General features: G+C 43.8%; 18 protein-coding genes. 7 read left to right on the forward strand and 11 right to left on the reverse strand.

The features are described 5' to 3' along the window. Positions 1-69: 69 nt before the first annotated feature. Together R8P61_33615 and R8P61_33620 are read right to left on the reverse strand one after the other, a co-directional pair. Positions 70-1422 carry a sulfatase-like hydrolase/transferase gene (locus tag R8P61_33615; GenBank protein MDW3652061.1) on the reverse strand — a complete coding sequence of 451 codons (1353 nt, stop codon included), beginning with the start codon at positions 1420-1422 and terminating at the stop codon, positions 70-72. Positions 1423-1442: 20 nt separating this feature from the next. Then, positions 1443-1904 carry a helix-turn-helix domain-containing protein gene (locus tag R8P61_33620; protein ID MDW3652062.1) on the reverse strand — a complete coding sequence of 154 codons (462 nt, stop codon included), beginning with the start codon at positions 1902-1904 and terminating at the stop codon, positions 1443-1445. Between the two features lie 90 nt (positions 1905-1994). On the opposite strand from R8P61_33620, the gene R8P61_33625 reads away from it, so the two are divergent. Further along, a complete protein-coding gene (locus R8P61_33625) occupies positions 1995-2807 on the forward strand; it encodes an alpha/beta hydrolase (GenBank protein ID MDW3652063.1) in 813 nt (270 codons plus the stop codon). Positions 2808-2870: 63 nt separating this feature from the next. Here the strand turns inward: R8P61_33625 and R8P61_33630 are convergent, their stop codons facing one another. Next, a complete protein-coding gene (locus R8P61_33630; protein MDW3652064.1) occupies positions 2871-4274 on the reverse strand; it encodes a hypothetical protein in 1404 nt (467 codons plus the stop codon). 484 nt (positions 4275-4758) lie between these two features. On the opposite strand from R8P61_33630, the gene R8P61_33635 reads away from it, so the two are divergent. The 4 genes from R8P61_33635 (at position 4759) to R8P61_33650 (ending at position 9355) form a co-directional block, all read left to right on the forward strand. Then, positions 4759-5316, forward strand: a complete 558-nt coding sequence (locus R8P61_33635; protein MDW3652065.1) for a porin family protein — start codon at positions 4759-4761, stop codon at positions 5314-5316. Between the two features lie 146 nt (positions 5317-5462). Then, positions 5463-7244, forward strand: a complete 1782-nt coding sequence (locus R8P61_33640; protein ID MDW3652066.1) for an FAD-dependent oxidoreductase — start codon at positions 5463-5465, stop codon at positions 7242-7244. Beyond that, complete coding sequence (locus R8P61_33645) at positions 7229-8332, forward strand: hypothetical protein (GenBank protein MDW3652067.1); 1104 nt, start codon at positions 7229-7231, stop codon at positions 8330-8332. Before R8P61_33640 ends, R8P61_33645 begins: the two co-directional genes overlap by 16 nt. Positions 8333-8512: 180 nt before the next feature. Next, entirely contained in the window at positions 8513-9355 is an 843-nt protein-coding gene (locus R8P61_33650) for a KilA-N domain-containing protein (GenBank protein ID MDW3652068.1), read from the forward strand. A 191-nt stretch (positions 9356-9546) separates the two neighbouring features. Here R8P61_33650 and R8P61_33655 read toward each other — a convergent pair whose 3' ends face one another. The 3 genes from R8P61_33655 to dgoD form a co-directional block, all read right to left on the reverse strand. Then, positions 9547-10977 (reverse strand): aminotransferase class V-fold PLP-dependent enzyme, encoded by a 1431-nt coding sequence (locus R8P61_33655; GenBank protein MDW3652069.1) that lies wholly within the window; start codon positions 10975-10977, stop codon positions 9547-9549. A 184-nt stretch (positions 10978-11161) separates the two neighbouring features. Next, a complete protein-coding gene (locus R8P61_33660; protein ID MDW3652070.1) occupies positions 11162-12505 on the reverse strand; it encodes a spondin domain-containing protein in 1344 nt (447 codons plus the stop codon). A gap of 233 nt (positions 12506-12738) precedes the next feature. After that, a complete protein-coding gene (gene dgoD / locus R8P61_33665) occupies positions 12739-13980 on the reverse strand; it encodes a galactonate dehydratase (GenBank protein MDW3652071.1) in 1242 nt (413 codons plus the stop codon). 215 nt (positions 13981-14195) lie between these two features. Here dgoD and R8P61_33670 point away from each other — a divergent pair, with 215 nt between their 5' ends. Further along, positions 14196-14921, forward strand: coding sequence for a hypothetical protein (locus tag R8P61_33670; GenBank protein ID MDW3652072.1), 726 nt, complete (start codon positions 14196-14198; stop codon positions 14919-14921). A gap of 5 nt (positions 14922-14926) precedes the next feature. Here R8P61_33670 and R8P61_33675 read toward each other — a convergent pair whose 3' ends face one another. The 4 genes from R8P61_33675 to R8P61_33690 form a co-directional block, all read right to left on the reverse strand. Then, positions 14927-16273 (reverse strand): exo-alpha-sialidase, encoded by a 1347-nt coding sequence (locus R8P61_33675; protein ID MDW3652073.1) that lies wholly within the window; start codon positions 16271-16273, stop codon positions 14927-14929. Between the two features lie 107 nt (positions 16274-16380). Beyond that, positions 16381-18168, reverse strand: coding sequence for an SdrD B-like domain-containing protein (locus tag R8P61_33680; protein ID MDW3652074.1), 1788 nt, complete (start codon positions 18166-18168; stop codon positions 16381-16383). Between the two features lie 399 nt (positions 18169-18567). Further along, the gene (locus tag R8P61_33685) at positions 18568-19479 is read right to left on the reverse strand and encodes a hypothetical protein (protein MDW3652075.1); all 912 of its coding nucleotides are present in this window, start codon (positions 19477-19479) and stop codon (positions 18568-18570) included. A 34-nt stretch (positions 19480-19513) separates the two neighbouring features. Next, entirely contained in the window at positions 19514-20167 is a 654-nt protein-coding gene (locus R8P61_33690; protein MDW3652076.1) for a hypothetical protein, read from the reverse strand. A gap of 385 nt (positions 20168-20552) precedes the next feature. On the opposite strand from R8P61_33690, the gene R8P61_33695 reads away from it, so the two are divergent. Beyond that, positions 20553-21998, forward strand: a complete 1446-nt coding sequence (locus R8P61_33695) for a hypothetical protein (protein ID MDW3652077.1) — start codon at positions 20553-20555, stop codon at positions 21996-21998. Between the two features lie 39 nt (positions 21999-22037). On the opposite strand, the gene R8P61_33700 is transcribed toward R8P61_33695, so the two are convergent. Beyond that, entirely contained in the window at positions 22038-23162 is a 1125-nt protein-coding gene (locus R8P61_33700; GenBank protein ID MDW3652078.1) for a hypothetical protein, read from the reverse strand. Between the last annotated feature and the right edge of the window lie 54 nt (positions 23163-23216).

Below are 23216 nucleotides of genomic sequence, written 5' to 3' on the forward strand. Positions count from 1 at the left end.
TTTACTCTCGAACGCTAATACCCTAACACCCTAATACGTTAAAAATCCTCGATAATCCATCGAGGATTTTTATTTCACATACCTCCGCTTCCATCCCGCAATCTCCTCCTCAAATTTTGCTACTAAATCCGGACGCGCCTTTACCTGATTGGTCTGAGTTGCACGACCTCCCCATGCGGCTAGGAGCAATTTTTCGCCAGTGGTGAGGTTCGTACTGTAGAACCAGCCATCTCTGTTCTTATACCAATAGCCTTCGATCTGTTTGCCCATCATGTCCTCTTCTGATCGCATGACATTAACTCTGCCTGCAATAGATACCCGCATGTTTCCATGGGTGCCGTTCAATAAGCTTCGATAGGAGGTGCCGAAGTAATTCTCAGGAGGTTTGATGCCCACATAGTCAAGAATGGTTGCAGGAATGTCCGCGCTATGTATTAGTGCACGGGATATACCACCGGGATTGATCTTGCCGTACCAGGAAAATATGATGGGGGTACGAAAAGATTGATCGTGCAAGGCGGTTTTTCCTTTATCTCCGCCCTTGTGCCACCTCAGCGAATCATGTCGAAATTCCTGATCGGGGTCTTGTTCCCAGCCATTATCGTTGACGTAAATGAAAAGGGTATTCTTAAACTCACCCTGTTTTCTCAGAAACATCTGCAATTCGCCTACCCCTTCATCAAACCAGGTGCAATTGGCATAATAGCGCTTGGCGGATTCGCTCATATCCTTATTCTTGTAGATATTGTAATACTTATCCGGGGCATCGAAAGGGTAGTGGGGTAGTTGGGGGGCATACCAGATGAAAAAAGGATCGTCCTTGTTTTCGGTGATAAAATCATAGATCGGCTGCATTGTAACTCTTGCCAGATCCAGTCCTTCACCTCCCATAAGTTGATTGGACCTTTTATCGCCTTGCTTTTGATCTTCCGGAGTCCATCCCTTTGTCATGCCGTGGGTAAAGCCACCGTTTTGATAGTTGTATTCCCACCACTTGCCTCCCTGAAAACTCTTGTATCCTTTTTGAGCAAGCAATTTGGGCAGGGTCTCAAAGTACTGCATGGCGTGCTGTTCAAATTCCTTTCTCTCTTCTTCCTTTATTCCTTTTTCCACCAGCAATTCTTCGACTCGATTTTGGTACTCTACCGGTTGAATACCTGTCATCAAAGTTGCCAGAGAAGGGCGGCAATGATTGTCTGGCACATAGCCATACTTAAAGAGCAGACCGCTTCTGGCCAATTGATCCATGTGGGGCGTTTGGACATAATCGGCGCCCATAAAACCAAAGTAGGGATAGCCCTGGTCATCCCCGATCAGGAGAACGATATTGGGAAGTTCTTCAGGAGCTGCTTTTTGTTGACAACTATATGAGAAGAAGAGAAGAAAAATAATCAGGAGAAGCGGGATATTGTGTGAATTCATGATAGATCAAAATAGGCAACTTATTTCAAACGTCCCACTTTGATCGCAGTGTCCCGAAGTCTGAGTTTGTCACCTTTACTATTGACCAACTCAAGACCTACAGGCTCAAGTTCTTCTCTATCGGCAATCACGATAGTCTCATGACCTCTTGCTACCAGATAGGTATTTCCCCAATTCAAAAGACTGATGATAACTTTGCCCAGGTCTTTACCTTTGCGGGTCAGGTGATATTCGTATCTGGTTCTCTCATTGGGATTTTTGTAGCTCACTTTCTGAAGTAGCTCTAGCTCCAGCATTTTATTGAGCTTATTGGACAGGACGGATTTGGAAACTTTAAGATTTTCCTGAAACTCATCAAAACGTCGCGCACCAATGAAACTTTCCCTCAGGATGAGCAAAATCCATTTATCGCCGATCTCTCCGATGGCGCTAACAATGGGACACAAATCCCTGTCCAGATCCTTTGGTTCCCGTAAATCCATCCCCAAACATAAAAAAACAGTATCTGAGTTGCAAATAAGAACCTAGCTGCATATATTTGGGTTCTAAAAAAGAACTCAGCTATAAGACATATGAAACCCTTATTCAAGTTACTTGATACCGTTGCGCCGGGATTTGCTGCCAAAGAAGTATACCGGGTCATGTCCAATCCCCGCATCCGAAAGCTCAGAGATTTTGAAGAAACAGTATTGGACAGGGCAGAGAAGAAACGTATTCCTTTCGGCAAATTTGAGATCCAAACCTATGCCTGGGGAAATCCGGAACATAAGTCGGTTTTCCTGATTCATGGCTGGGAAGGGCAAGCCGGGAATTTTGGCGCTCTGGTAGATGTACTCTTGGAAAAGGAATACTATGTACAAGCCTTTGATGGGCCTTCTCATGGAAAGAGCAGTATAGGCAAAACCAATATGTTTGAATTTGTGGATTTGGTGGAAATGCTGCTAAAAAAATACCAGCCGGAAAGTGTAGTCAGCCATTCTTTTGGGAGTGTGACCTCGGTCATTGCTTTGGGACGAAATCCTCAGATTCAGGTGAAAAAATGGATGCTTGTAACCACTCCTCATAATTTCAGAAATCGTATCAAGCAAGTCTCCGAATTTTTGGGGTTAACGGATCGCACAGTTTCGAAGGTGATAGATCAATTGGAATCCAATACCCAGATGCGAATCGATGAAATGAATATGGCGTATTACGGTCCCAAGGTCAGCCATGTCGAGGAGATCACCATCGTCCACTCTCAGTCCGACAAAGTGATACCCATCGAGTCTGCCCGCTTTACCCATCAACAGATGCCGCAGTCAACTCTGTACGAATTGGATGGGATGGGGCACTATGCGATCCTTTGGTCCAATGAGCTAAAAAATATTGTCATTAGTTGTCTATAGGAAAGCCCATCCCCTATATGGGGACGGGCTGGCTCCTTTCAAGAATTCTATCTAACCGATCACTTAAATTGCTACAATTCCTTGTGTATTGGTTGCGGGTAGGTCGCCTGTAATCTCTTCGATAAAGCTAAGGCTGCTACCATTGATTCCATAGACTCCGATGGTTCCTTCCAGTCCGTATAGTTGGTAAAGGTGTCTTCCATCATCGCTAATCCAGAGGTCGATCCATCCTTGTGTTCTTCCGAAAGCTTCTGAAGGATCTGTGGTCGTTCCAGCACCCGTTCCTTCTGCTGCCAATTCGTCCAGCAATTGTACCTGGCCTGCGTCAAAGCTAAAAGCTGCGAGACCTGCTTCGATGGCATTGGAAACAAAGAATACATCCTCATCTTCATTAAAGTCTATCCAGCAAGCGGTTCTTCCGGACTCTGTAGCTCTGTTTCCAGAAGGGACATCGAGATTTATGGCATTCAGAGAACCATCTGCCTGTATCTGCCAGGTACTGATTGAACCGGATTGTAAGGCGGTGAAGGCTGGAGGTGTACCATCTGGTCTGAATTCACGCGCTTCTGTTACGACCAGATAATTGTCTCCTACAATCTGAAAGCCAATAGCTGAGGGCAGATTACGTCCTTCTGCATTGTTGCGAAGGGTAGAAGTTGCGGCCCCTGTTGGAGCATTGCTTAGCGTACCATCTCCATTTACCTGGTAGATTACGACTTCGTCTTCACTTCCGCTTGCAAGGGCTGAGGATCCAGAGTTGATAGAAGTAACTGCTAACCAGTTTCCATCAGGAGAAAATTGAACGGCTGAAGGGCGAGTTCCCAGATTACGAATGCTGCTAGAGATAGGGCTAAGGCTGCCATCATCGGCTACCTGGAATCCATAAAGATTTCCTTCCTGATCAGGCTCTCCATTGAAAATCCCATCTGCATCAATATTAGAAACATAAAGGACACCATTATGGTAGGCTAAGCTGTTTGGGCCGGTACCGCCGCTGTTTTGCTGATCTGCCAGGCTGAGGCTAAAGTCATCATTTACCAGAAAAGAAGTGATGGTATTGCTTCCTGCATTTACGGCAAATACAAAACGATTGTCTGCTGATTTGGTCAATGCATAGGCTGAGATCAGCGGATCTAGTCCTTCACCCCCATCAAAGTCGCCCCCATCTCCTCCTGTTTGGAAAGTTCCAATATTGCTGAGGCTCCCGTCTTCATTTCTTCCATAAGCTACGATGCTATTTGTTGGGTTCTGGTCCTGTCCGTTACCATTGTTCATGGCATAAACGGCACCGATGAATTCATCTTCTACTGTGGGGGTATCATCTTCACAACTGATGAGGAAAAGAACTAAAAGGGCTGCGGCAAAATTGGCAGTCAGGCGCTTGATGTTTTTGAGTTTAAGGTTTTCGGAGGCGATAGCCAGTACCTCTCTGTTTTGTTGTTGGCTTATCATTCGTTGATTAGTCATAGCACTGTTGTTGTTGTATTGTTTGTCGATTTGAATAAAGTGTTTGTTTGCTGTTGACAATTAATCGAACGCGGAAGGTAGAGGGCAGTTATCACGAGAGATTAAAGCTTTTATCACAGAAAAATTAGCCTGAGAGTTGATAATGAAGGCTTTTCGGGAGAAAATGGAGAAAGCTTAATTCTGAGACCGTGATAGCTTGTGATAAATAGAGAAATATTTTGGGAGAAGAAGGGCCTAAAATTTTGAAAAAATCTTGAAATAAAACTGAAACTATCTAGCCCTGCTGTAAAAAAGCCCCTCCATCCGTTAGAAAATTGCGCCTGCGCTTTTTCCCTAGAATAAGCTCAAACACACAGAAAACATTCTCGTCCTTAAAGTAGCCGAAGACTGCCTTCGGTCCCCTCTTTCTATATTTTTCAATTCACCAAACACCATGACGTTTTTGAGAGCAGCCCTAATCCTGCTAATTCTCATCCCTAATCCAATGCATACTACTCAGGCACAGGACCTGAAGATTGGCTTAAAAACCGGGATCAATATTTCTACTTTATCCGGACCCGCAGCTTCGACAGATGATGTGAGTTCGAGGCTTCTTTACCATATCGGAGCTTTTGCTTCCCAGGAAGTCGCAGATAAAATCGAGGCTCAGGCAGAACTCCTTTTCTCAGCACAGGGAGCGACGGAAGACAATGATTTCGCAGCTTCCAAAATCCGCCTGAATTTCACCTACTTAAATATCCCCCTGATCGCCAGGTATCAAGTCCTGGAAGGAGTCTGTGTATATGCAGGTATTCAGCCCGGAATTCGTTTGACAGCCAATGGGAAAATCCTGGAAGGACAATTTCAGGGAACCCTGGATGCAAAGGATGATACCAAAGCCTTTGATTTTGCCTTGATTTTTGGCCTCTATTATCAAATAGAGAAAAACCTCTTCGTCGAAGCCAGGGTGGTTCCCGGTCTGGTCGATATAGAGCAAGACGAGCCTGTTTTTAGAAACCAGCTTGTGCAATTATCAGTCGGATATGTTCTAGTGGGCAATTAGCCGTAACGACGCTTGCTCCCAGCCAGGCAGGATGCTTCCTGTCTGGCGCCTTTGCGTTTAGTAGCCAGGCTATCTTTGAGAGACTTATTTATTTGCCATTCATGCAAAAGAATGCTAACATGAAATAAGCCTTTAACAATCCTCAAATGAAAAAGCTACTCCTACTTTTTAGCCTATGGCTACTGGCAGCATCTTCTGCCTTCCCTCAGCATGATTTTTTGATAGAAGCCGAAAGTTTCCTGGATAAAGGGGGATGGGTGAGTGATCCCCAATTTGTCGAACAGATGGGATCGCCCTATCTCATGGCACATGGGATGGGAAAGCCCGTTTCAAATGCTTCAACAGAAATTATCCTCAGAGAAAACGGCAACTACCACATCTGGGCTCGAACCAAAAACTGGGTACCTGGAAATTGGGAGGCCCCGGGAAGGTTTCAATTGATGGTGGATGGGAAAAAGATGGAGCAGGTGCTGGGCTTGGGACCGGACTGGAATTGGGAGTATGTAGGGGAAATGAAGCTGAGCTCGAAAACGTTCAAACTGGAATTGATCGACCTCACGGGATTCAATGGACGAGTAGATGCTATCTATTTTAACCAGGAGAAAAAAGCACCTCCAATATCTGTAGATAAATTGAATGCATGGCGGCCGGACAAATTGGGAGAAACTGCAGCACCGGCTGAAACGAAAGAGTTTGACCTGGTCATTACGGGTGGTGGAATTGCAGGCTGTGCGGCAGCAATTGCGGCGGCAGAACAGGGCATGGAAGTAGCTTTGATTCATGACCGGGGATTATTGGGAGGAAATGCAAGTAGCGAAATTCGTGTCCATACCCTGGGAATTTATGGCAAGTTTGAGCGTATCCTGCGCATGATAGATACCGAGCATTATCCCAATGGATCGGAAGATGCCAAAAAGGATCAGCTCAAGCGAGATAAAAATGTGAAGAGCTATAAGAATATTCACCTCTTTTTGAATTATCGTGCTTATGATGCGGTAGCGGAAAAGAATACTATTCAATATGTAGATGCCCGTCATACCTCCAGTGGAGAAAGGATACGTTTTATCTCTCCATTATTTCTGGATGCAACCGGAGATGGATGGATCGGATACTGGGCGGGAGCAGATTACAGTTACGGACGGGAAGGGGTCGAAGAATATGGAGAGGCCTGGGACAAATGGGGCGAACTTTGGAGTCCGGAAGAGCCTGACAATGCAGTCATGGGTTCCTCAATTCTCTGGATCACCGATCTCACAACAGAAGCCCACAATTTCCCCGAACTCCCCTGGGCCAAAGATGTCGCCAATGAACACGAAGCTACAGCCGGCGAATGGTACTGGGAGTTTTCCAGAAATGACCTGCACCAGATCGAGGATGGAGAAGAAATCCGGGATCATATGCTTAGGGCCATTTTTGGCTCTTTTTCCAATGCCAAACAAAAAGTAGAAAATGCCAACTATAAATTGAAATGGGTTTCTTATCTATTGGGGAAAAGAGAATCCCGCAGATTGATGGGCGACCATATTTTCACTTTTAGAGATGTGCTGGATCAGGTGAAATTTCCTGATTCTGTGGTGGTCGAAACCCGTGAAGTGGACATCCATTTTCAGCAAAACCTTCAGGACGAAAACAAACCGGATTTCCTTTCGACAGCCCTCTTCTTTGAAACAGATGCCTACTACATTCCTTATCGAAGCTTATACTCCCGCAATGTCGATAACCTCTTTATGGCAGGACGCTGTTTTAGTTGTTCGCATGTAGGGCTGGGAGGCCCGCGGGTGATGCGGACCACCGGACAAATGGGAGCAGCTGTAGGCTTTGCAGCATCTCTGTGTAAAAAGTATAAGGTGAATCCCCGCGATATTTATAGCGAGCACCTGGAAGAGTACATGAAACTCATTATGGAGCAACAATGGCGAGAGCGGTAGTTCTGGGAATTTTCTGTTTATGCTCATTTCTACTTTCCCTGGCTGATGGGGGGAAAGCAAAACCCCTTTTTTTCGAAATGGGGGAGGAGTATAAAGAAGTGGGCCAGCAGCAGGAAGTATTTTTGTTTCGGGGGAAAGATTCCTTGCCGGAGCATCAGATGCTGCTACTTTCAGACTCAGCAGGCAATCCTCTCCTTTTTTATGCAGATATCTACACGCCCGTTTGTATAGACAATATTTGCAAGCCTGTTCAGATTGAAGTGTACTGGGATTTGCTAGGCGAATATGTAGGCTTTGCCCTCCAGAAAGATCAGCCCCTGACCAAATTTGACCATGAAGAATTCGAGCCGGAGGATTATGAAAAATTTCATGCTTTGATGCTGGATGATCATTCGGTTTTAGGTCGCAGCAAAATGGAGGACCTTTTCGACAAAAACGCCAAAGCTGAACCCGAGAAGGAACAGGTAGTTTATAATGGGGTAGAAGTAGATGCAGTTTCTGAGCCTACCAAAAAAGTGATTCGTGAATCCACGGTTGAGGGAGCCCTCTATTCCTGTTACACCCTTTGGCACCTGATCAATGCAGAATCCAGTCAGAAGATCAAAGCCTACTTCGCTGAGATATATAATGCAGAAATTTCCACTTACCTGCTGGATTCTCCCTACGAAAGCTATCAGCGTTTTGCCCTGAAAAAACTTTCTCCAGAGGCTTACCTCAACTTTCGCCCCCAAATCCTGCACATCCTCAAAGATGCCTCGCCTCTGACTCGCTCCTACATCCTGAAAAAATTGCCGGATGAAGATTGGAAGGACCGAATACTTAGCCAGTATCTCTATGAGAACTTTTCGAACTGGGACATGAATACCCAAACCTTGCTCTTGAAGCATCTGGAGTTTGCGGACGAAAGGGCAGCGCTTTGGCTATCAAGTCAGCTTAGTTCGATGAAGAAACGGCAATTGGAGATGTACCTGAAATTTTTGCCGGAGAAGCCTGAAGCATTGGATGAAAGGATTAGGAAAGCATTAGAGAAAGAGGGGCAGTCTGCTTATAACTATGCCTATTTGATCCAGGCTTATTTGGGATCATAAGACTTCAAAATGGAGTGGGGATATGTGATATTCTTGAATTTTAGTAGCTTGTGTGTTCGAAGAATGAAAGGCATATTCATGTTAAACCCTTCCATTTGCAGGGGATTAAAATTGGCAAGAACTCTTTTAACTTGACATAATCATTCCTCAAAACTTTCTACAAAATAATTGTAAAGGAGAATGGGTGAAAAACTTAATATTGATGGGCTCCAGATTTCAGTGAAGCCTGTGAATGGGGAAGATTATATCAGTTTGACTGATATGGCCAAGGCACGAATCACCGATAGTGCAAATTCAGAGCCTCGAATCATTATCAGGAATTGGCTACGTCTGGGGGCAACCCTCAATTTTATTGGCATTTGGGAGGGCCTAAATAATCCCGCTTTTAAACAGGTCGAATTCGACCGGGTTTATAGATCAAGGATAGGAGATAATACTTTTACCCCTTCTGCAACCCAATTATTAAAAGATACTGATTGTATTGGTTTTGTGGTTAAAAGTGGTAGATATGGAGGGACCTGGGCTCATAAAGATATCGCATTTTCATTCGGAAGCTGGATTTCACCTGAATTCCAGTATTTTTTGATAAAAGATTACCAACGACTTAGAAATGTTGAAGAACAATTATTGGGAAAGGCATGGGACACTGGGAGATTCTTTTCTAAAATCAACTATGACCTTCACACAAAAAGTATAGAAGAAAATTTAGCGCCCAGAGCGAGTGAGAAAGAGAGTCCCTTCCTTTATTCTTCTGAGGCAGATCTTCTCAATATGGCAGTGTTTCAAATGACTGCTAAACAATGGCGAGAGGCAAATCCTGATTTTAAAGGTAATATCAGAGACAATGCAAGCTTAGTTGAGATTGTTGTCCTGGCTAATATGGAAAGTATTAACTCTATGCTGATAAGTGCAGGAGCAAGTAAAGAAGCCAGATACTTACGTTTAGCAGAAGAAGCTGCTAAACAAATTGAAATCCTAAGCAAAGACAAGCGATTGAGCTCCGGTAAAAAATTCCTGAAGTAATTAAGCTCCAAACAGGTCGAATACGACCTGTTTGAATCCAGAGTTTAAGTACTATTTGATCAAAGAGTTTCAACGACTTAAATCCGCACTATAATCCTACCTACAATTCTATCGAATTCGATAGAATTAAATTGAGATGTTTCTTAAACTATGGACAATGGGTGCTTAAGGCTGGAGATAAATTCCTACTGTTATATACCTAAGCTCCTAAACACTTCTCTTTTTTCGCCCAGGAGTTGTACAAGATTCCTGATGTTACGTTCATCGCTTGCATAATTTGTAATACAGGCCCTAATCGTATTTTCTTCCTTAACTGGATAAGTGGAAATCCAGGCTTTCCCTGATTCGACAACATTCGAACAAATCCAGCTAACAAATGATGGGTACTTGCGCAATTCTTTGTCCGTAAAGCAAATGACCGGTAGTGAGGACGGGTTCATGATTTTCCAGCCATTTTCAACTAATAATTCTCTGAATAGGTGTCCCATCCTTGATTGATGATTAATCATTTGTTCATATCCTTCCCATCCAAAAATGAGCAAGGAAAGATATAGCTTCAAGCCCGCAAATCTTCTTGACCATTGGATGGAGTGCGTAAATGGATCAACGATCTCGAGCTCATTGGCTTCCTTAGGCATATATTCTGTGGAAACCCTGAATGTTTTGGCTAGAATCTCTTTATGGGAAGTAAGGAATAAACTGGTACCCATAGGGACAGACATCCATTTATGGGCATCGAAGGTAATCGAGTCTGCCTTTTCAATACCACTAAGCAGATGGGATAAATTTTGGCTAAGAATTGCTCCTCCTCCATAAGCCGCATCAACATGGAACCATAAATTGAAATCCCTGGCAACACTATGTAGCTCATGTAACCTATCAATTACCCCCGTTCCTGTTGTTCCAGCCGTTGCGATCAATAGGAAGGGCCGACTTCCCTTTTGTTGATCTTCCTTAATCTGCTTGATCAACTGCTGCGTGTCCATTTGTAAATGATCGTCTACGCCTACTGTTCTCACAGAATTTCTTCCCAGACCTACCGCTCGAGCTGCTTTTATGATGGAGTGGTGAGATTCCTGAGAACAATAGATAAGAGGTCTGGGAATTTGTCCTACAAGACCTTCATTTGCGAAGTCTGGGAAGTGCTCATTTAATGCACAAAGAACAGCTGTTAGGTTTGCCTCAGCTCCTCCGGTCGTAAACACCCCATCCATATCTTCTTTCTTTAGCCCAAACTTTTTCCCCAACGCTTGTACTAAGTGATTTTCTACCTCTACTGCAAAAGGTGCATGGCTCCAGGCCGCCAGTTGCGGATTAAAAACAGCCGTAATCAAATCAGCCAGGATACCCGAAAAATTGGCTCTAGGATTAAACAAACCGAAATAATCCGGATGTGGAGTATGTACCGAATAGGTGTCTAATGCATGAATGACATGCTCCACTGCTGCTTGAGGTGCTTTTGCCGCAGTAAAAGTCTCTTTTTTGATGCTCCGAAGGATTTCGTCTACCTCCAGCTTAGGCGATACCTTTCTAGAGTCTGTATGTTCATAGTAATCCTCAAGCTTTTCAATGGTCTGATGGAGAATTTCAAGACGCTGGGCCTGGTTTAAATCAAATAGCATCTGCTTTTCTGCCAAAGAAACATACTTGCAAATGAGTTATCAAACTGATTCTTGGGATTCTGTATATGTTAACTTAAATCTTTTTCCCGGCAGACTAGCTTATTTAAAAAAAGGGAGACCCCTTGGTCCCCCTTTCATTCTATCATAAAATCAAGCGACAGCATCCAAACTGTCGCTCGATTTTTTAGCGAGGATTGATCTCAATGCTGATCAAATTGTAACCTCCGCGCTCATCGTCTATGTAAACTACACCGGGTGCAGAAGCGATCCTTCCTTTTTCAAACTGCCCATCTTCCAGTTCACTTACTCTGCGAATAGTGGTATTTGGATCAACAGCTCCTACATTGGGTCCTGATTGTCTCATAGGCTGACCATCTCCAAAACCGATAGCTTCGTCTATTTCCGTTCCTGAATCGAAGAGATAAGATTGCACACTGTAATCTATGCCACTTTTCGGATTTCCACTTGCATCAAAAAGTTCTACTCCATCATTGTTAAAGCTGACAAACCAGTCATTGGATTGAACGAACATGGTCGCAAATCCCAGCTTATAGCCATCGGGAACATCAATATTGAAGGTAAAGCTTCCCCCAGGTCCAATACCTCCAGCTTCCTCTGGTTTTGCTACGGGTAACCCCAATCCACTCAGGTAATTGAAAATAACTTCATTATTGCCATCTTCGGAAAGTTCTTCCAGTCCACTTCCGGCTTTGGTTGCTTCTCCCTGCGTGAAAAGCGGATCTTGCTCGTCAGCTTTAAAGGCATAAACTACTCCGGGAGAGAAAGGCGTATGAGAACTTGACAAACGTACCGGAGAACCATCACTTGCCGTCTCTGTGATATAGTTGTACAAAACTCCGGGCATACCGGCTTCGGCAATTTCTTTCAGACCTTGTCCTCTGTCCGGCTCACCGATGGTGAAAAGCGGATAGTTTTCCTGCGCATGGATCAGGATGAGTCCCGGAGTGATTACTCCTTCATCCGTACGGGTCAATCTCAGGCTGAAGTAGCCATTGTCATAGCTCAAATCTGCGCGTAGGTAGGAACTTACATCTGATTCCTGACTTCTCACAGTATTGTCGTCATCCGGAGAACCGGCAGTGCCTCCATCGGGTACTGTCGCTATAGTTGCAGGATCTTCTTCTTCCGTACCTGCATCATATAGTCTCACATCTCCGGTGATATCTCCAGTTACGGGAGCTCCACTGGCATCAAATAAAGCAATACCATTTTGCCCGGCTGCGAAGAACCAGTCATTGCTGTTGGCCAACATGGAGATGAAATTCAGGCGACTGCCTGGATAGGCTTTGAACTGGGTTTCATAGTACACCCCCGAAACAGGTATGGGGCCAGGTTCACTTGCATTGCTCGGCGTGTTGAAAACATGAGCGGCAAGGAGATCGATCTCATTGGTGATCTTGATTTGAAAGGCTGTTGTGTCTACGGCTGGTGGTGTTACGTCTTCTTCACAGGCTGTGAATGCAAATACCCCCAAAGCCAGAATTAGGCTTAAAACTCGATTTTTCATTTTTGTGATTCTTTATTGTAATTGTTTTGGTCTTGTTGATAATGACCGCTACAAAGGTGTGTTTAGACTATCACAGAAAAATCATGAGGCTTTGAACATTGGTAATTACTTATTACAAAAGTATCACAGCTTGTTACAAATGGTAAAGGTTGTGGATTTTTGATTTTAATAATGAAACCAAAGCAGACGATGCTTATCGCCTGCTTTGGAGAAAAATCAAGTCTTTTGAGACCTTACCAATCCACGACTGAGCCATCTGAATTCAGGTATGTTTCGGGATTTTTCCAGTCATGTCCCAGCTTATCTGCCAGGGCATCTTCATCCAGTTCGATTCCCAGGCCAGCTTTTACAGGCAGATCGACATGACCATCTTTTACCTTAAAGGGCTCTTTCAGGTATCCTTCCCCCAGGGTGACTTGTTCCTGACAAAGGAAGTTGGGGATACTGGCTGCGAGTTGTAAACCTGCTGCCAGAGAGATGGGTCCCAAAGGATTGTGGGGTGCAATGGCTGCATAATAGGCTTCGGCCATCCCAGCGATGATGCGACCTTCAAAAATGCCTCCTGCATGACAGAGGTCAGGCTGTAAGATACTTGCGGCACCTTTCTCCAGAATTTCCCGAAATCCCCATTTGGTAAATATCCGTTCTCCGGTAGCGATCGGGATATGGGTTTCTTTCGCCAGTTCAACCATCACATCTACATTCTGGCAATTGATAGGCTCTTCTATAAACCAGGGTTGATAGGACTCTATTCCCTTGATGAGAAGGGATGCATTTTGAGGGCTAAGCGCTCCATGAAAATCTATGCCGATATCGGCGTCTTTTCCTACGGCTTCCTTCAATTCGGCAAAAGCTTCAATAGCTTCCTGCACAAACTGGGCATTGGCGACGACCCCTGACTGCCGGGCATTTTTGACTCCGGTTTTAAATGCGGTGTAGCCCTGGGCTTTGGCTTCCCGTATGCGTTCGGGAGTACGGGCATGTGCATATACCCGAATGCGATCTCGGGTAGGACCTCCCAGGAGTTCGTAGATGGGAACCTCAAGGGCTTTTCCTTTGATGTCCCAAAGGGCCTGCTCGATACCACTTAGTGCACTGGTGAGAATAGGCCCACCCCGATAAAAGGCATGTCTATAGATCGCTTGCCAGTGATGCATGATCCTTCTGGGATCTTTTCCCACCAGATAAGGCGCAATTTCCTGAACGGCCATGGCACACGTATCTGCCCGACCTTCCGTAATGGGTTCACCCAGACCGATGATACCTACATCAGTATGAATCTTTAGGAAGAGGAAACGAGGTTTGACTTTGAAAGTCTCCAGTTTGGTGATTTTGATTTCGCCTTTCTTGTGGGGATCTCTTTCGGGAGATGCGGAAAGGCTGGACATTCCCAGACCTGCGCCCAATGCGGATGCAAAAGCTTTTTTGAAAAAGCCACGGCGAGATCTGGCAGGTTTTTGTTTGACAGATTTCATTGTAGTAGTGTTTATATACAGAATTAATATACGAAGCATTTTTCGAGTATTGGCAGAGATGGGCTAAGGGGAAAGCAGTAGATGAACCAAACAATTTGCGCCCAAACTTGAATGCTTTCTGATACATCCAAGAAGGAATAGTCAATTGGTAAAATTTATGGCATTTGCCTTTAAGGCTCATTTAGTATCTTTGATGGCTCACATTTGAATGATATATGAAGCAGCGATACGTAATTCTTAGCATAATCTTCTCCCTCTTTTTTCTGGATGCTTTTGCTCAGACTACAGGGGAAACTAATCCATCCGTTTTCAAAAAAATGGAATGGCGCATAGGAGCTGGTGCATTTTGGCATGATGCAACTCCCGATATCAACTATAAACCTGAGCGCTTTGGCGTATTTGAGGGATTCAATACAATCGGGGGTCAGTTTATTTTTGATATAGAGCTGAATGATCGCCTGGGCTTTACAACAGGCTTCAAGATTTCTTCCGGAAACCTCTTTTCCGATTCAGTCAACTATCCTACGACTACCTATCCTGAGCAATGGACACGTATCAATTATGATTTTACGGAGATAGAAATTCCTCTACGAGTTCGCTATTATATCTCGACCGGGAAAATCCGTCCTTTTGTGGACTTTTCAATTAGTTTAAACCGCTTTTCTCAATTCACTTATTCCGGGACCAATTTTGTCCCCTTTTTCTTCCCCCCTCCTGAAGGACAGGACTTTAGCCAGGAAGGTGAGCCACGTAATAATGCCAGCTATGACATAGGTGGTGGACTGTATCTGGATTTGGGGGAAAACCTTTCCCTGATGCTGGATGCCCGTTATCAGTTGGCTGAGCTTTACTGGGGATTCCGGAGGGAGATCGTGATGCAAAGACCAGTGGTAGGCGTGGCAATATTCTGGCGGATTAAGGATACTGTTTGGAGGGAGTAAAGCCTTTAGTCATCTCCTGCTCTGATCCAGTTTTCCTCAAAGCGAATGTATTTGATGCATTCCTGTTTTTGCTCTGCTTCTCGTCGAGTAGTATAACTGTATATCACATGGATCAATCCATCTTTACTTTGAATAGCAGAGGGATAGCCCGCTCGAATTCTGTTTTCGCCTGGACCGGGATCATATTCTATGTGTCTGATATAGGGCCAGCTCTTTCCTTCATCTTCTGAGAGCGAAACGGCCAGGCTATGTCTGCCTTCTTCTGTATCATTATAAGCCAGAACCCAGTGGCCATTCTCCAAAACAATCATATCTGCTCCCGAACCCGGATTAAGGATATCAGAATCCCGGACCTTTCCCCAACTAAGACCTTTATCCTTTGAAGTGCTCATTTGCATCCTTTGAGGGGGAGGACCATTGTCTCGCATATAAGCCACCAAATGGCCATTTCTCTTTGATACTATACTTGCCTGAATATTTTCCAATCCTACAAGCGGGCTACTAAACTGCCAGCTTTCCCCATCATCATCCGTGATCGCCATGATGCTAAATCCCAATCCATCGGAATAAAGCGGAAGGATCAACCTTTTATCGTCAATCAGTATGGCCTTATTTTTCGTCTGCCAGCCTATTCGCCTAAAAAGCGGGAAGCCCATCTTTTGTTTACTTATCTCTCCATTTTCTCCATAGAGATATCCATTGAATTGCTGATCATCTCCCCGTGCCTTTCCTAATTTATCCGATGCCCATGCTCTGTATGCTTGCAGCCATTCCTCATTTCCGCCCAGGCTATCCATCAGATAGGCCTCATAGGCCTTCATTTGACTTTCCACAGCATGCACAAAAGGGTCAGCGGGTTGAATACCTCTTTCAGTACTTCCTCCAGGTTTGACATGCAAGACTTCCTGCCATTTCCATACCGGTGCTCCTTCTTTCATCATAAAATCTTCACTGATCCTGTATTTGGGTAAAGAGGTCTCCCAAAGATTTGCCAGTACGGTATACCAGGCTAGCCAAAGTCTTCCCTGACTATCCAGAAAGAGGGAGGGATTGATGTCGGGGAAAGCAGGCACATCTGCCATCACGAAGGCTTCGGACCACTTCGTTTCTCCTTTTAGAAGGCGAGCACCCATGATGGCTACATCATCGGCCCATCTTTCACCAGAGCCCAGAAACCAGGCACTGAGGAGATCTCCATTGGGAAGTTCTACAATAGTAGCTCCATGGCTATGAAGGTTCTGCAAAGGGATCACATCCGTTTTGAGAAAGGCTTCAAGATTTGAGCTTTCAGGCTTAGGATTTTCCTTGCAGGAAAAACAAAAGATCAGGAAGAAGAGCAGTAGTCGATACATAGTTGGGTGTGAGGCTTATTCCAAAATACAAAAAGAAGAGAAACCGGCACAGGAAAGGCTTCCTGCACCGGCAAAAAAGGATTCATCTATCTTTAAGGGTTTCCCCTTTATTTCACTAATAGTTTTAAGGTTTCAATTGATTGTTCCGAAGTCAGTTGGACGAAATAGGCACCTGGGCTCCAGTCTGTCAATGAAATAAGCGTTTCTGAAGGCTGGTCCTGATCTGAAATTTCGAGCCTGTATACAATCTGGCCCAGCATATTTCTGACCTGAAGGTTTTGCATGCCTTCTAGTGGAATCCAGCTTACTGAGATTTGATCCTGCGAGGGGTTAGGATAAACAGTTAGGTCCATGGATAGATTTTCACCTAGTTTTAATTCTACAACTTTGCTGTATTCAAAGCTTCCATCATAATCGAGTTGTCTTAAGCGATAAGAAATCTTATCTGTTCCGAGCTGACGTACAGCCTTATCCATAAATTCGTATTGCTGTGTATGCATGCTGGTTCCTGCAGCTTCAACCGAAGCGATTGGCTCGAAAAGAAGGCCATCTACCGATCTTTCGATTTCAAAACTGGCAGCATTCAATTCCGTAGCTGTGGCCCAATTCAGAACGGCATGTGTTCCAACTTGCTTTACATCAAAGCCCAACCATTCTACCGGAAAATTTAAGGTATTCAGAACACCTGCATCTATGCCGGTAAGATTGTCTCCTATCGAAGGAGTGATCGAGAAGGTATTGCCTGTACTGGGATCGACGTCAGAGTCTTTTTCATCATCTTCTCCCTCAGACTGTGCCGTAAACTGATAGTTATCGGGAAGGTTACTAAACTTGAGGAAGTAGGTTATGTTGGGTTCAACATTTAAGAAGATATAGGCTCCTTTGTCATCCGTAACATCCATATCGATAGGATCATCATTTCCTAGTTCAAAAAGCTGAACGGTAATCCCTTCTACTCCCGTTTCCCCATCGTCCAGGATTCCATTGAAATTTGTATCATCGAATACAAAATCTCCGATGGTCGCACAGCCGGTACTATTGTTAATAGTAACGTCAGCCAAATCCAGGGGGCATTCATCATTTCCCCAGCGAACAAAAAGATCATAGGTATCTGCACCCAGTCCGGTGATTGTGGTAGAGCCTATATTATCCGCGACATTATAAGGATATGTGGTCCCGCCATCAATGCTAAACTCTATATTCGTTCTCCCGCTTTGGTCTTGAAATGAGAATGTAATTGTCCCGTCATCCTGTTTACAGCTAGCATGTGTAAATGAGCTTGTAACTACTGGCAAGGCATTTACCTCTACCTCAAAAGATTCTGTATTACTACATCCATCCGGATTTGTATAGGTAACAGTATAGGTACCTGCTTCATCCGGGCTGATATCTGCCAAAGACAATTGATCAGAATGCGTATTGCCGGTATTGGTAACTAGCGACCCATCAGGTAGCTGATAGGCAAAAGTCCAATTGCTATAGCCATAGCTTTCAAAATTGAGGATAACATCCTGTCCTTCGCAAACTTCTACCGAGTTCATCAAGACCCAGGAACCTCCATCTACAGAAATGTATTGATCCAGATCAGGGCTGCTGCAGGATCCGATATATACATCATAGGATTCGTAGATCGTACTGCATCCAACACGGCGAGCACATACTCTATAGTAGCCGGATTCAGCAGGACAATAGGTCAGGGAACTGGAAGTAGAAAAGGATGTCAGGGGAATGATGGACCCTCCTTCATTTTTGGCCCACATAAACTCTACTTCTCCATAATAGCTGCTGGGCACACTTGAAAGTTCCGCGCAGCCAGCATTATTGCTCAGACTGGGGAAATTCACATAACATTGAGCAGAAACTTCATTCATCCCAGTAAAAAGGAAGAGGAACATTGTGCTCAGTACAAGAAACTGAATTTTGTGGAATGCATTTGCCGGCACAGATAAGCTAAGGGATCTAAATGGTGTACCGTTTTTAATCATATTCTGCGTATTGATTATGAGTTCAATTGCACAATCGATGCAGAAGCGTAGAGGGATAGGGTTTTTCTTATTTCTGAAACAAAGCTAATAAGTATGTAATGTTTTTGTTGAAAAAATTACATTATTTGGTAATAAATGCATGGCAACGGTAGTTTCCCGGCCTTGAGTGGAAATACAGGGCCATCAGATCAAAAGGGGATCAGATTAGATTTTTGGACTTTTTGCTCCTTTTAGGAAAGATTTGTAAAAAAGAAAGGCGAACCTAACACGGCCCGCCTACAGTTTGAGATTCAAGATTTCTTATAGATATCAGATGATATTTACCTGTTTTTGTCCTATGAATTCAGTTTCACTAAAGAATTTGACCTGGTAGATACCGCTATTGAATGTTCCACCAGCCGGATCAAAGAACATATCGATTTTAAGAGGCGTACCTGCATAGTCCACTTTTACCCTGCTAGAATAGGGGATGTCTTGTCCTTTGAAGTTAAACCAACTGGCACTCCTGCTGGCATCCTGAAGGGTTTGTTTGCCTGCAGATTCTATGATCATAAAAATCTGTTTGGAATTATTGGGTACTGGCCCCATTCCTATCAGATCAAATTGGACCTTGAGGGTTTGAATACGATTCTTTTTGAATGCATCTCCCGATTCCGTTTTATCTCCTTTCAGACCGATAAAGGAAATGTTCTCTGCTTTTAGCCAGGGTTTTAGTCCTAAATCTTTTTCCTTCATTCGACAAAGACTATCCTTTAGGATCAATGCTTGTTTGAGGCTATCACCCATCTGGCTCAGATTCACATTGTCAGTAAAGAGGAGATCTATTTCTTTTTTATAGTTTTCGACCAGGGCTGATTTTGCTTTTGCCAGTTTCTCCTTCAACTCTTTGATAAGGACTTCATTTGCCTGATTATCTTTGGCCATTTGGGCGACCTTATCTTCCAGATTATTCAGCTTGAAAGCCATTTCTTCTAATTGTTGCTTCTTGAGTTCAGCGTCCATTTCAGCTCTATCTCGGGCTCTGCCACTGTGTTCATTCATTTCATTGAGTTCCAGGAGGCTGCCTTCCAGGCTTGCGATTTCATGCTGAAGCTCTGCCTGAAGAGCCTCCTGATCGGCATCTTTTTTCATCGCCATATAGATAAATACAGCCGGGATGAATAAAACGGATACCAGTATGAGTGCAAGGAGTGGTTTATTTAGTTTCTGCTTCCTATCCATGAATATTAATTGAATTAAGATTGAATGGGAGTTTTCATGAGGGAAGAAAAAGTTCAAAAGATTTGACCTTATATCTTTTACGGTCTTTGTGGACTTTGATTTCACAGTTGAAGTTGTGGCGTAGTTTCTTGCCACTTTGGGAGATCACATCCACATAGGACTTGATCTTGTAATTTCCTTTGTACAGGATGATGTGATCTTTTTTGACGAGTGCTCCGGGAAATTGAAAACTTCCCAGATTATTTAATTGCTTTCTGACATACATAGCCGCATAATTATAAGCCAGCATCATATCCGCTGGTGCATTGCTATTCATGTATTGCAGGACCTCTTCCTGCTCTTGCAAAGTTTGGATCACATTGCTATCCGAGCCATTCAGTTCTGAAGCGATTTGCTGATGCAGGGTATTTATCAGTTTTCTATGAAGGGGTTCCCGTGCCCATCCGGAAGCTTTGTCCAGGGCTTTTTGGGCATGGTAGTATTTTTCTATAGAGACATAATGGCTGGCTTCCTCCATAAACTTCCAGAAGTTATCATCTCCCTCCTTATATAGCTGACCATAAAAATTGTCTTGAACTTTCTCATGGGGCTTGTGTTCTGCTTTGCAAGCAGTAAACAGCCAACTTAAAATTAACAGATAGGTAAAGAGAGCGAAGGAAGGTCCATGATGAAGGCTTATATGTTTCATCTTTGAAAATTTGCCTGTCCTTCTCCTGAAAGTATCGGGAGCTTTTAGAGGTGAATATTATGCCATTTCAATATCTTTTGAAAGAGCTGCAATTTCCCTGAACGACTTAAAATTACAGGATAAGAGGATGTGAAACCGGAATAAATCAGGGACTTTTTTGGAAGTCTGAAATAGCTTAAAGGAGACTAAATCAGCCTATCTCTTTTCCTGTTCCCATATTTTCAGGCAGGATTTTTGAAATCGACGGCTTTCCTTTTATTCTGAAAAATTGGACCATTTGCGCAGGAATGCCTGAATATCCTTTCTCCTAAAATGTCCGTACATAGAAAAACACTTCAGTCTATCCCCTTTCTACTACATTTTTCACCCTTTATTTAACCAAGAGATGAATCACAAATTACTCATCCTGTGCCTGCTTTTTCTGGGCATGAACCTCAATCTATTCGCACAACAAAAAGATTTTATCCAGATTGAAGTCAACAAAACGCTTTGTCTATTTAGTTTCCTCGAAACAGCATCTGAAGCTATGGGCACTTCTCGCTCCTTTCACGCTTTCATTCAGGAAAATCTGGCTTCGGAAGAAGAGTTCAATTCGCTCGTTCAAGACTACAAGCAGATCAAGTTCAACTACAACTTTCAAAGAGAAGAGTTTCCTGAAAACAGACATTCTTTTCGCGAGATAAAAGATTTGATCTGGGTGGCTGCTTCTTATGCGGAAAATCTGGAGGATTTCAACCAACGGATTATAGGCTATTTACCTCATGCCTCGCATCGAAAGCTACTCGCAATCATGAAGGCTGTCGAACCTTATTACGATGAGCTCATTTGGGATAAGGAGCAAGAGAATATCAGCCGGATTAAAGAACAGCTTTCAACATACAAAGGGCAAATTGAAGAGCTCTTTCTCACGGTAAGCAAATTCTACGGAACCGAATGGAGCAAAGAAGTCCCATTCCGTATCCTGCTTTATCCTATTCCTTTAGCATCTGGCTATACCACGGCTATTCCCAAAGGCAATGCCCTGATCTGTTCTTTCCTATCTAAAAATGAAAGAGATTATGAAGGTCGTCTTGGGGTAATCATTCATGAGATGTGCCATATCCTGTTTGATGAACAAAGACAGCGTTTGCAGCAGGATATAGATTCATGGTTTACTCAATCAGATTCGGATTGGAGTAAACTGGCCTATAGTTATTTGGATGAAGGGCTGGCTACTGCCATTGGAAATGGATGGGCCTTTCAGCAAATCCACGGAAAAATAGACACCACAGAATGGTACAATGATAAATACATCAATGGTTTTGCCCGAGCTTTATTCGCAGACTGTTCGGCTTATTTGACTCAGGGGAAAGAAATGGACAAAGATTTCGTGCTAAAAGGAATCGCTCATTTTGAGAAAACGTTCCCCAAAGCCATTTATGAGCTGGACATATTGATGAATGAGATTACCCTTTTTGCCAATAGTGAGAAGAATGATGATGTGGAATACATCGCTTATGAAATCAGGAAAAATTTCCGTATTCGTTCGCAATGGTTCTCAACTCCAATTGCTGATGAGCGGAGTTTGAGTTTACTCGACAAACAAAAGACCACCAAATTTTTCCTGATCGAGGAAAAACACCAGGCAAGCATACAGCTGATCCGTGAACAATTTCAGGATTTGGATAAAGAGCTCGACCCTGAGAAAAATTTTATCTACAGTTTCAAGGATCAGAAAACCAAAAGTCCGGTCATCCTACTCAATTTGCAAAAGCTGGATGATTTGGAGAAAGCCTTAAAGACCCTAAGGTCGAATCCCTATCTGGAATTTGGGGAATTGGTGATATTTTAAGGAAGATTGAGTCCTGGGCAGAAAGTCTTTGTTCAGGACTTAATTTTTTGCCGAGTAGTCTGTATGTATCGCCTTATCAAAGGCCTCCCAATGCGCAGGAGTCATCCGCTCAGGAGTAAACAAACATATCCCTGTAGCTCCGTTTTCCATGGACACTCGAATGGCAGTCGCAATTTCTTTCGGGAGCAAGCCATGATTTTCGGGATCATTTTCCTCTGTTTTATTCTCAGGATTCGGGCAAATGAATAAACCGCTATACAGGGGTCTTTTTCCTTCGACAGCTTCTACTCCTTCTGCTACCATTTCTCCGACCCATTCAGGTTTTTCCAGGTAAAAGTCATTATAGTTCATGGGATAGACGGCATCCAGATTCCATTTGTTCCATTCCTGCCTTACGATCTTTTTGGCTACCGAGTGAGGACCGGGGAAAACCGCTGCATTGATCTTTTTGCCTTTGCTGTGTACATGATCTGAAAGGCGATTGACCATACGGGTGATCAGGTCATAGCGAAATTGCTTCCATTCTTCTACCTGAGAAGGATCTTCTACTGAAAGAATATCAATCCCTGTCTTTTCTTTAAAAGCTTCGACACATTCCGGGCCATAGCAATAGTCATAATCCGGATATTCTCTATCCATGACCAGGCCGTATTTATCCCAAAGTCCTCTGGCAAGTATTACATCTGGGAAGCGTATATAATCCAGATGAATGGCGTCAATTTCCGGGACATCGGCGACCGCTCCATACATATTAGCCAGAAACTCATACACGCCTTCATGATTGGGGCAGAGAAATTTGTAATAGTCTACATAAGCAGGTTTGGTCAGAGCTGATTCTCCTTTGCCATTCACCCCATACCACTCATCCTTGATTCCTTCTTTGGGTGCCTGAACCATGGTGGGTATCCAGGCATGAAATTCCATGCCTGCAGCTTTGGCGATTTTTCCGACCCGGCTATAGGTTGCAGGATCCTGGCCGCCATTGAACATCAGCCCATCGATGCCTTTGGCCTTCCAATCTTCAAACTTTTCTTTGAGTTCTGCATCCGTGGCTTCGCCTGGGCCTCCTGTCCAACCATAAATGGGAATTTTATATTCGGGCATTTCTTTAGGCTGGCAACTTATGAGGATCAAAAACAAAAAGAGGATGTAGTAGTATTTCATATCAGCAGTGTTAAGATTCCAAATTAGAAAAGCCGGAGCTTATTCCCAACCAAT

This window comes from Bacteroidia bacterium, from assembly GCA_033391075.1.
Lineage (GTDB): Bacteria > Bacteroidota > Bacteroidia > J057 > J057 > JAWPMV01.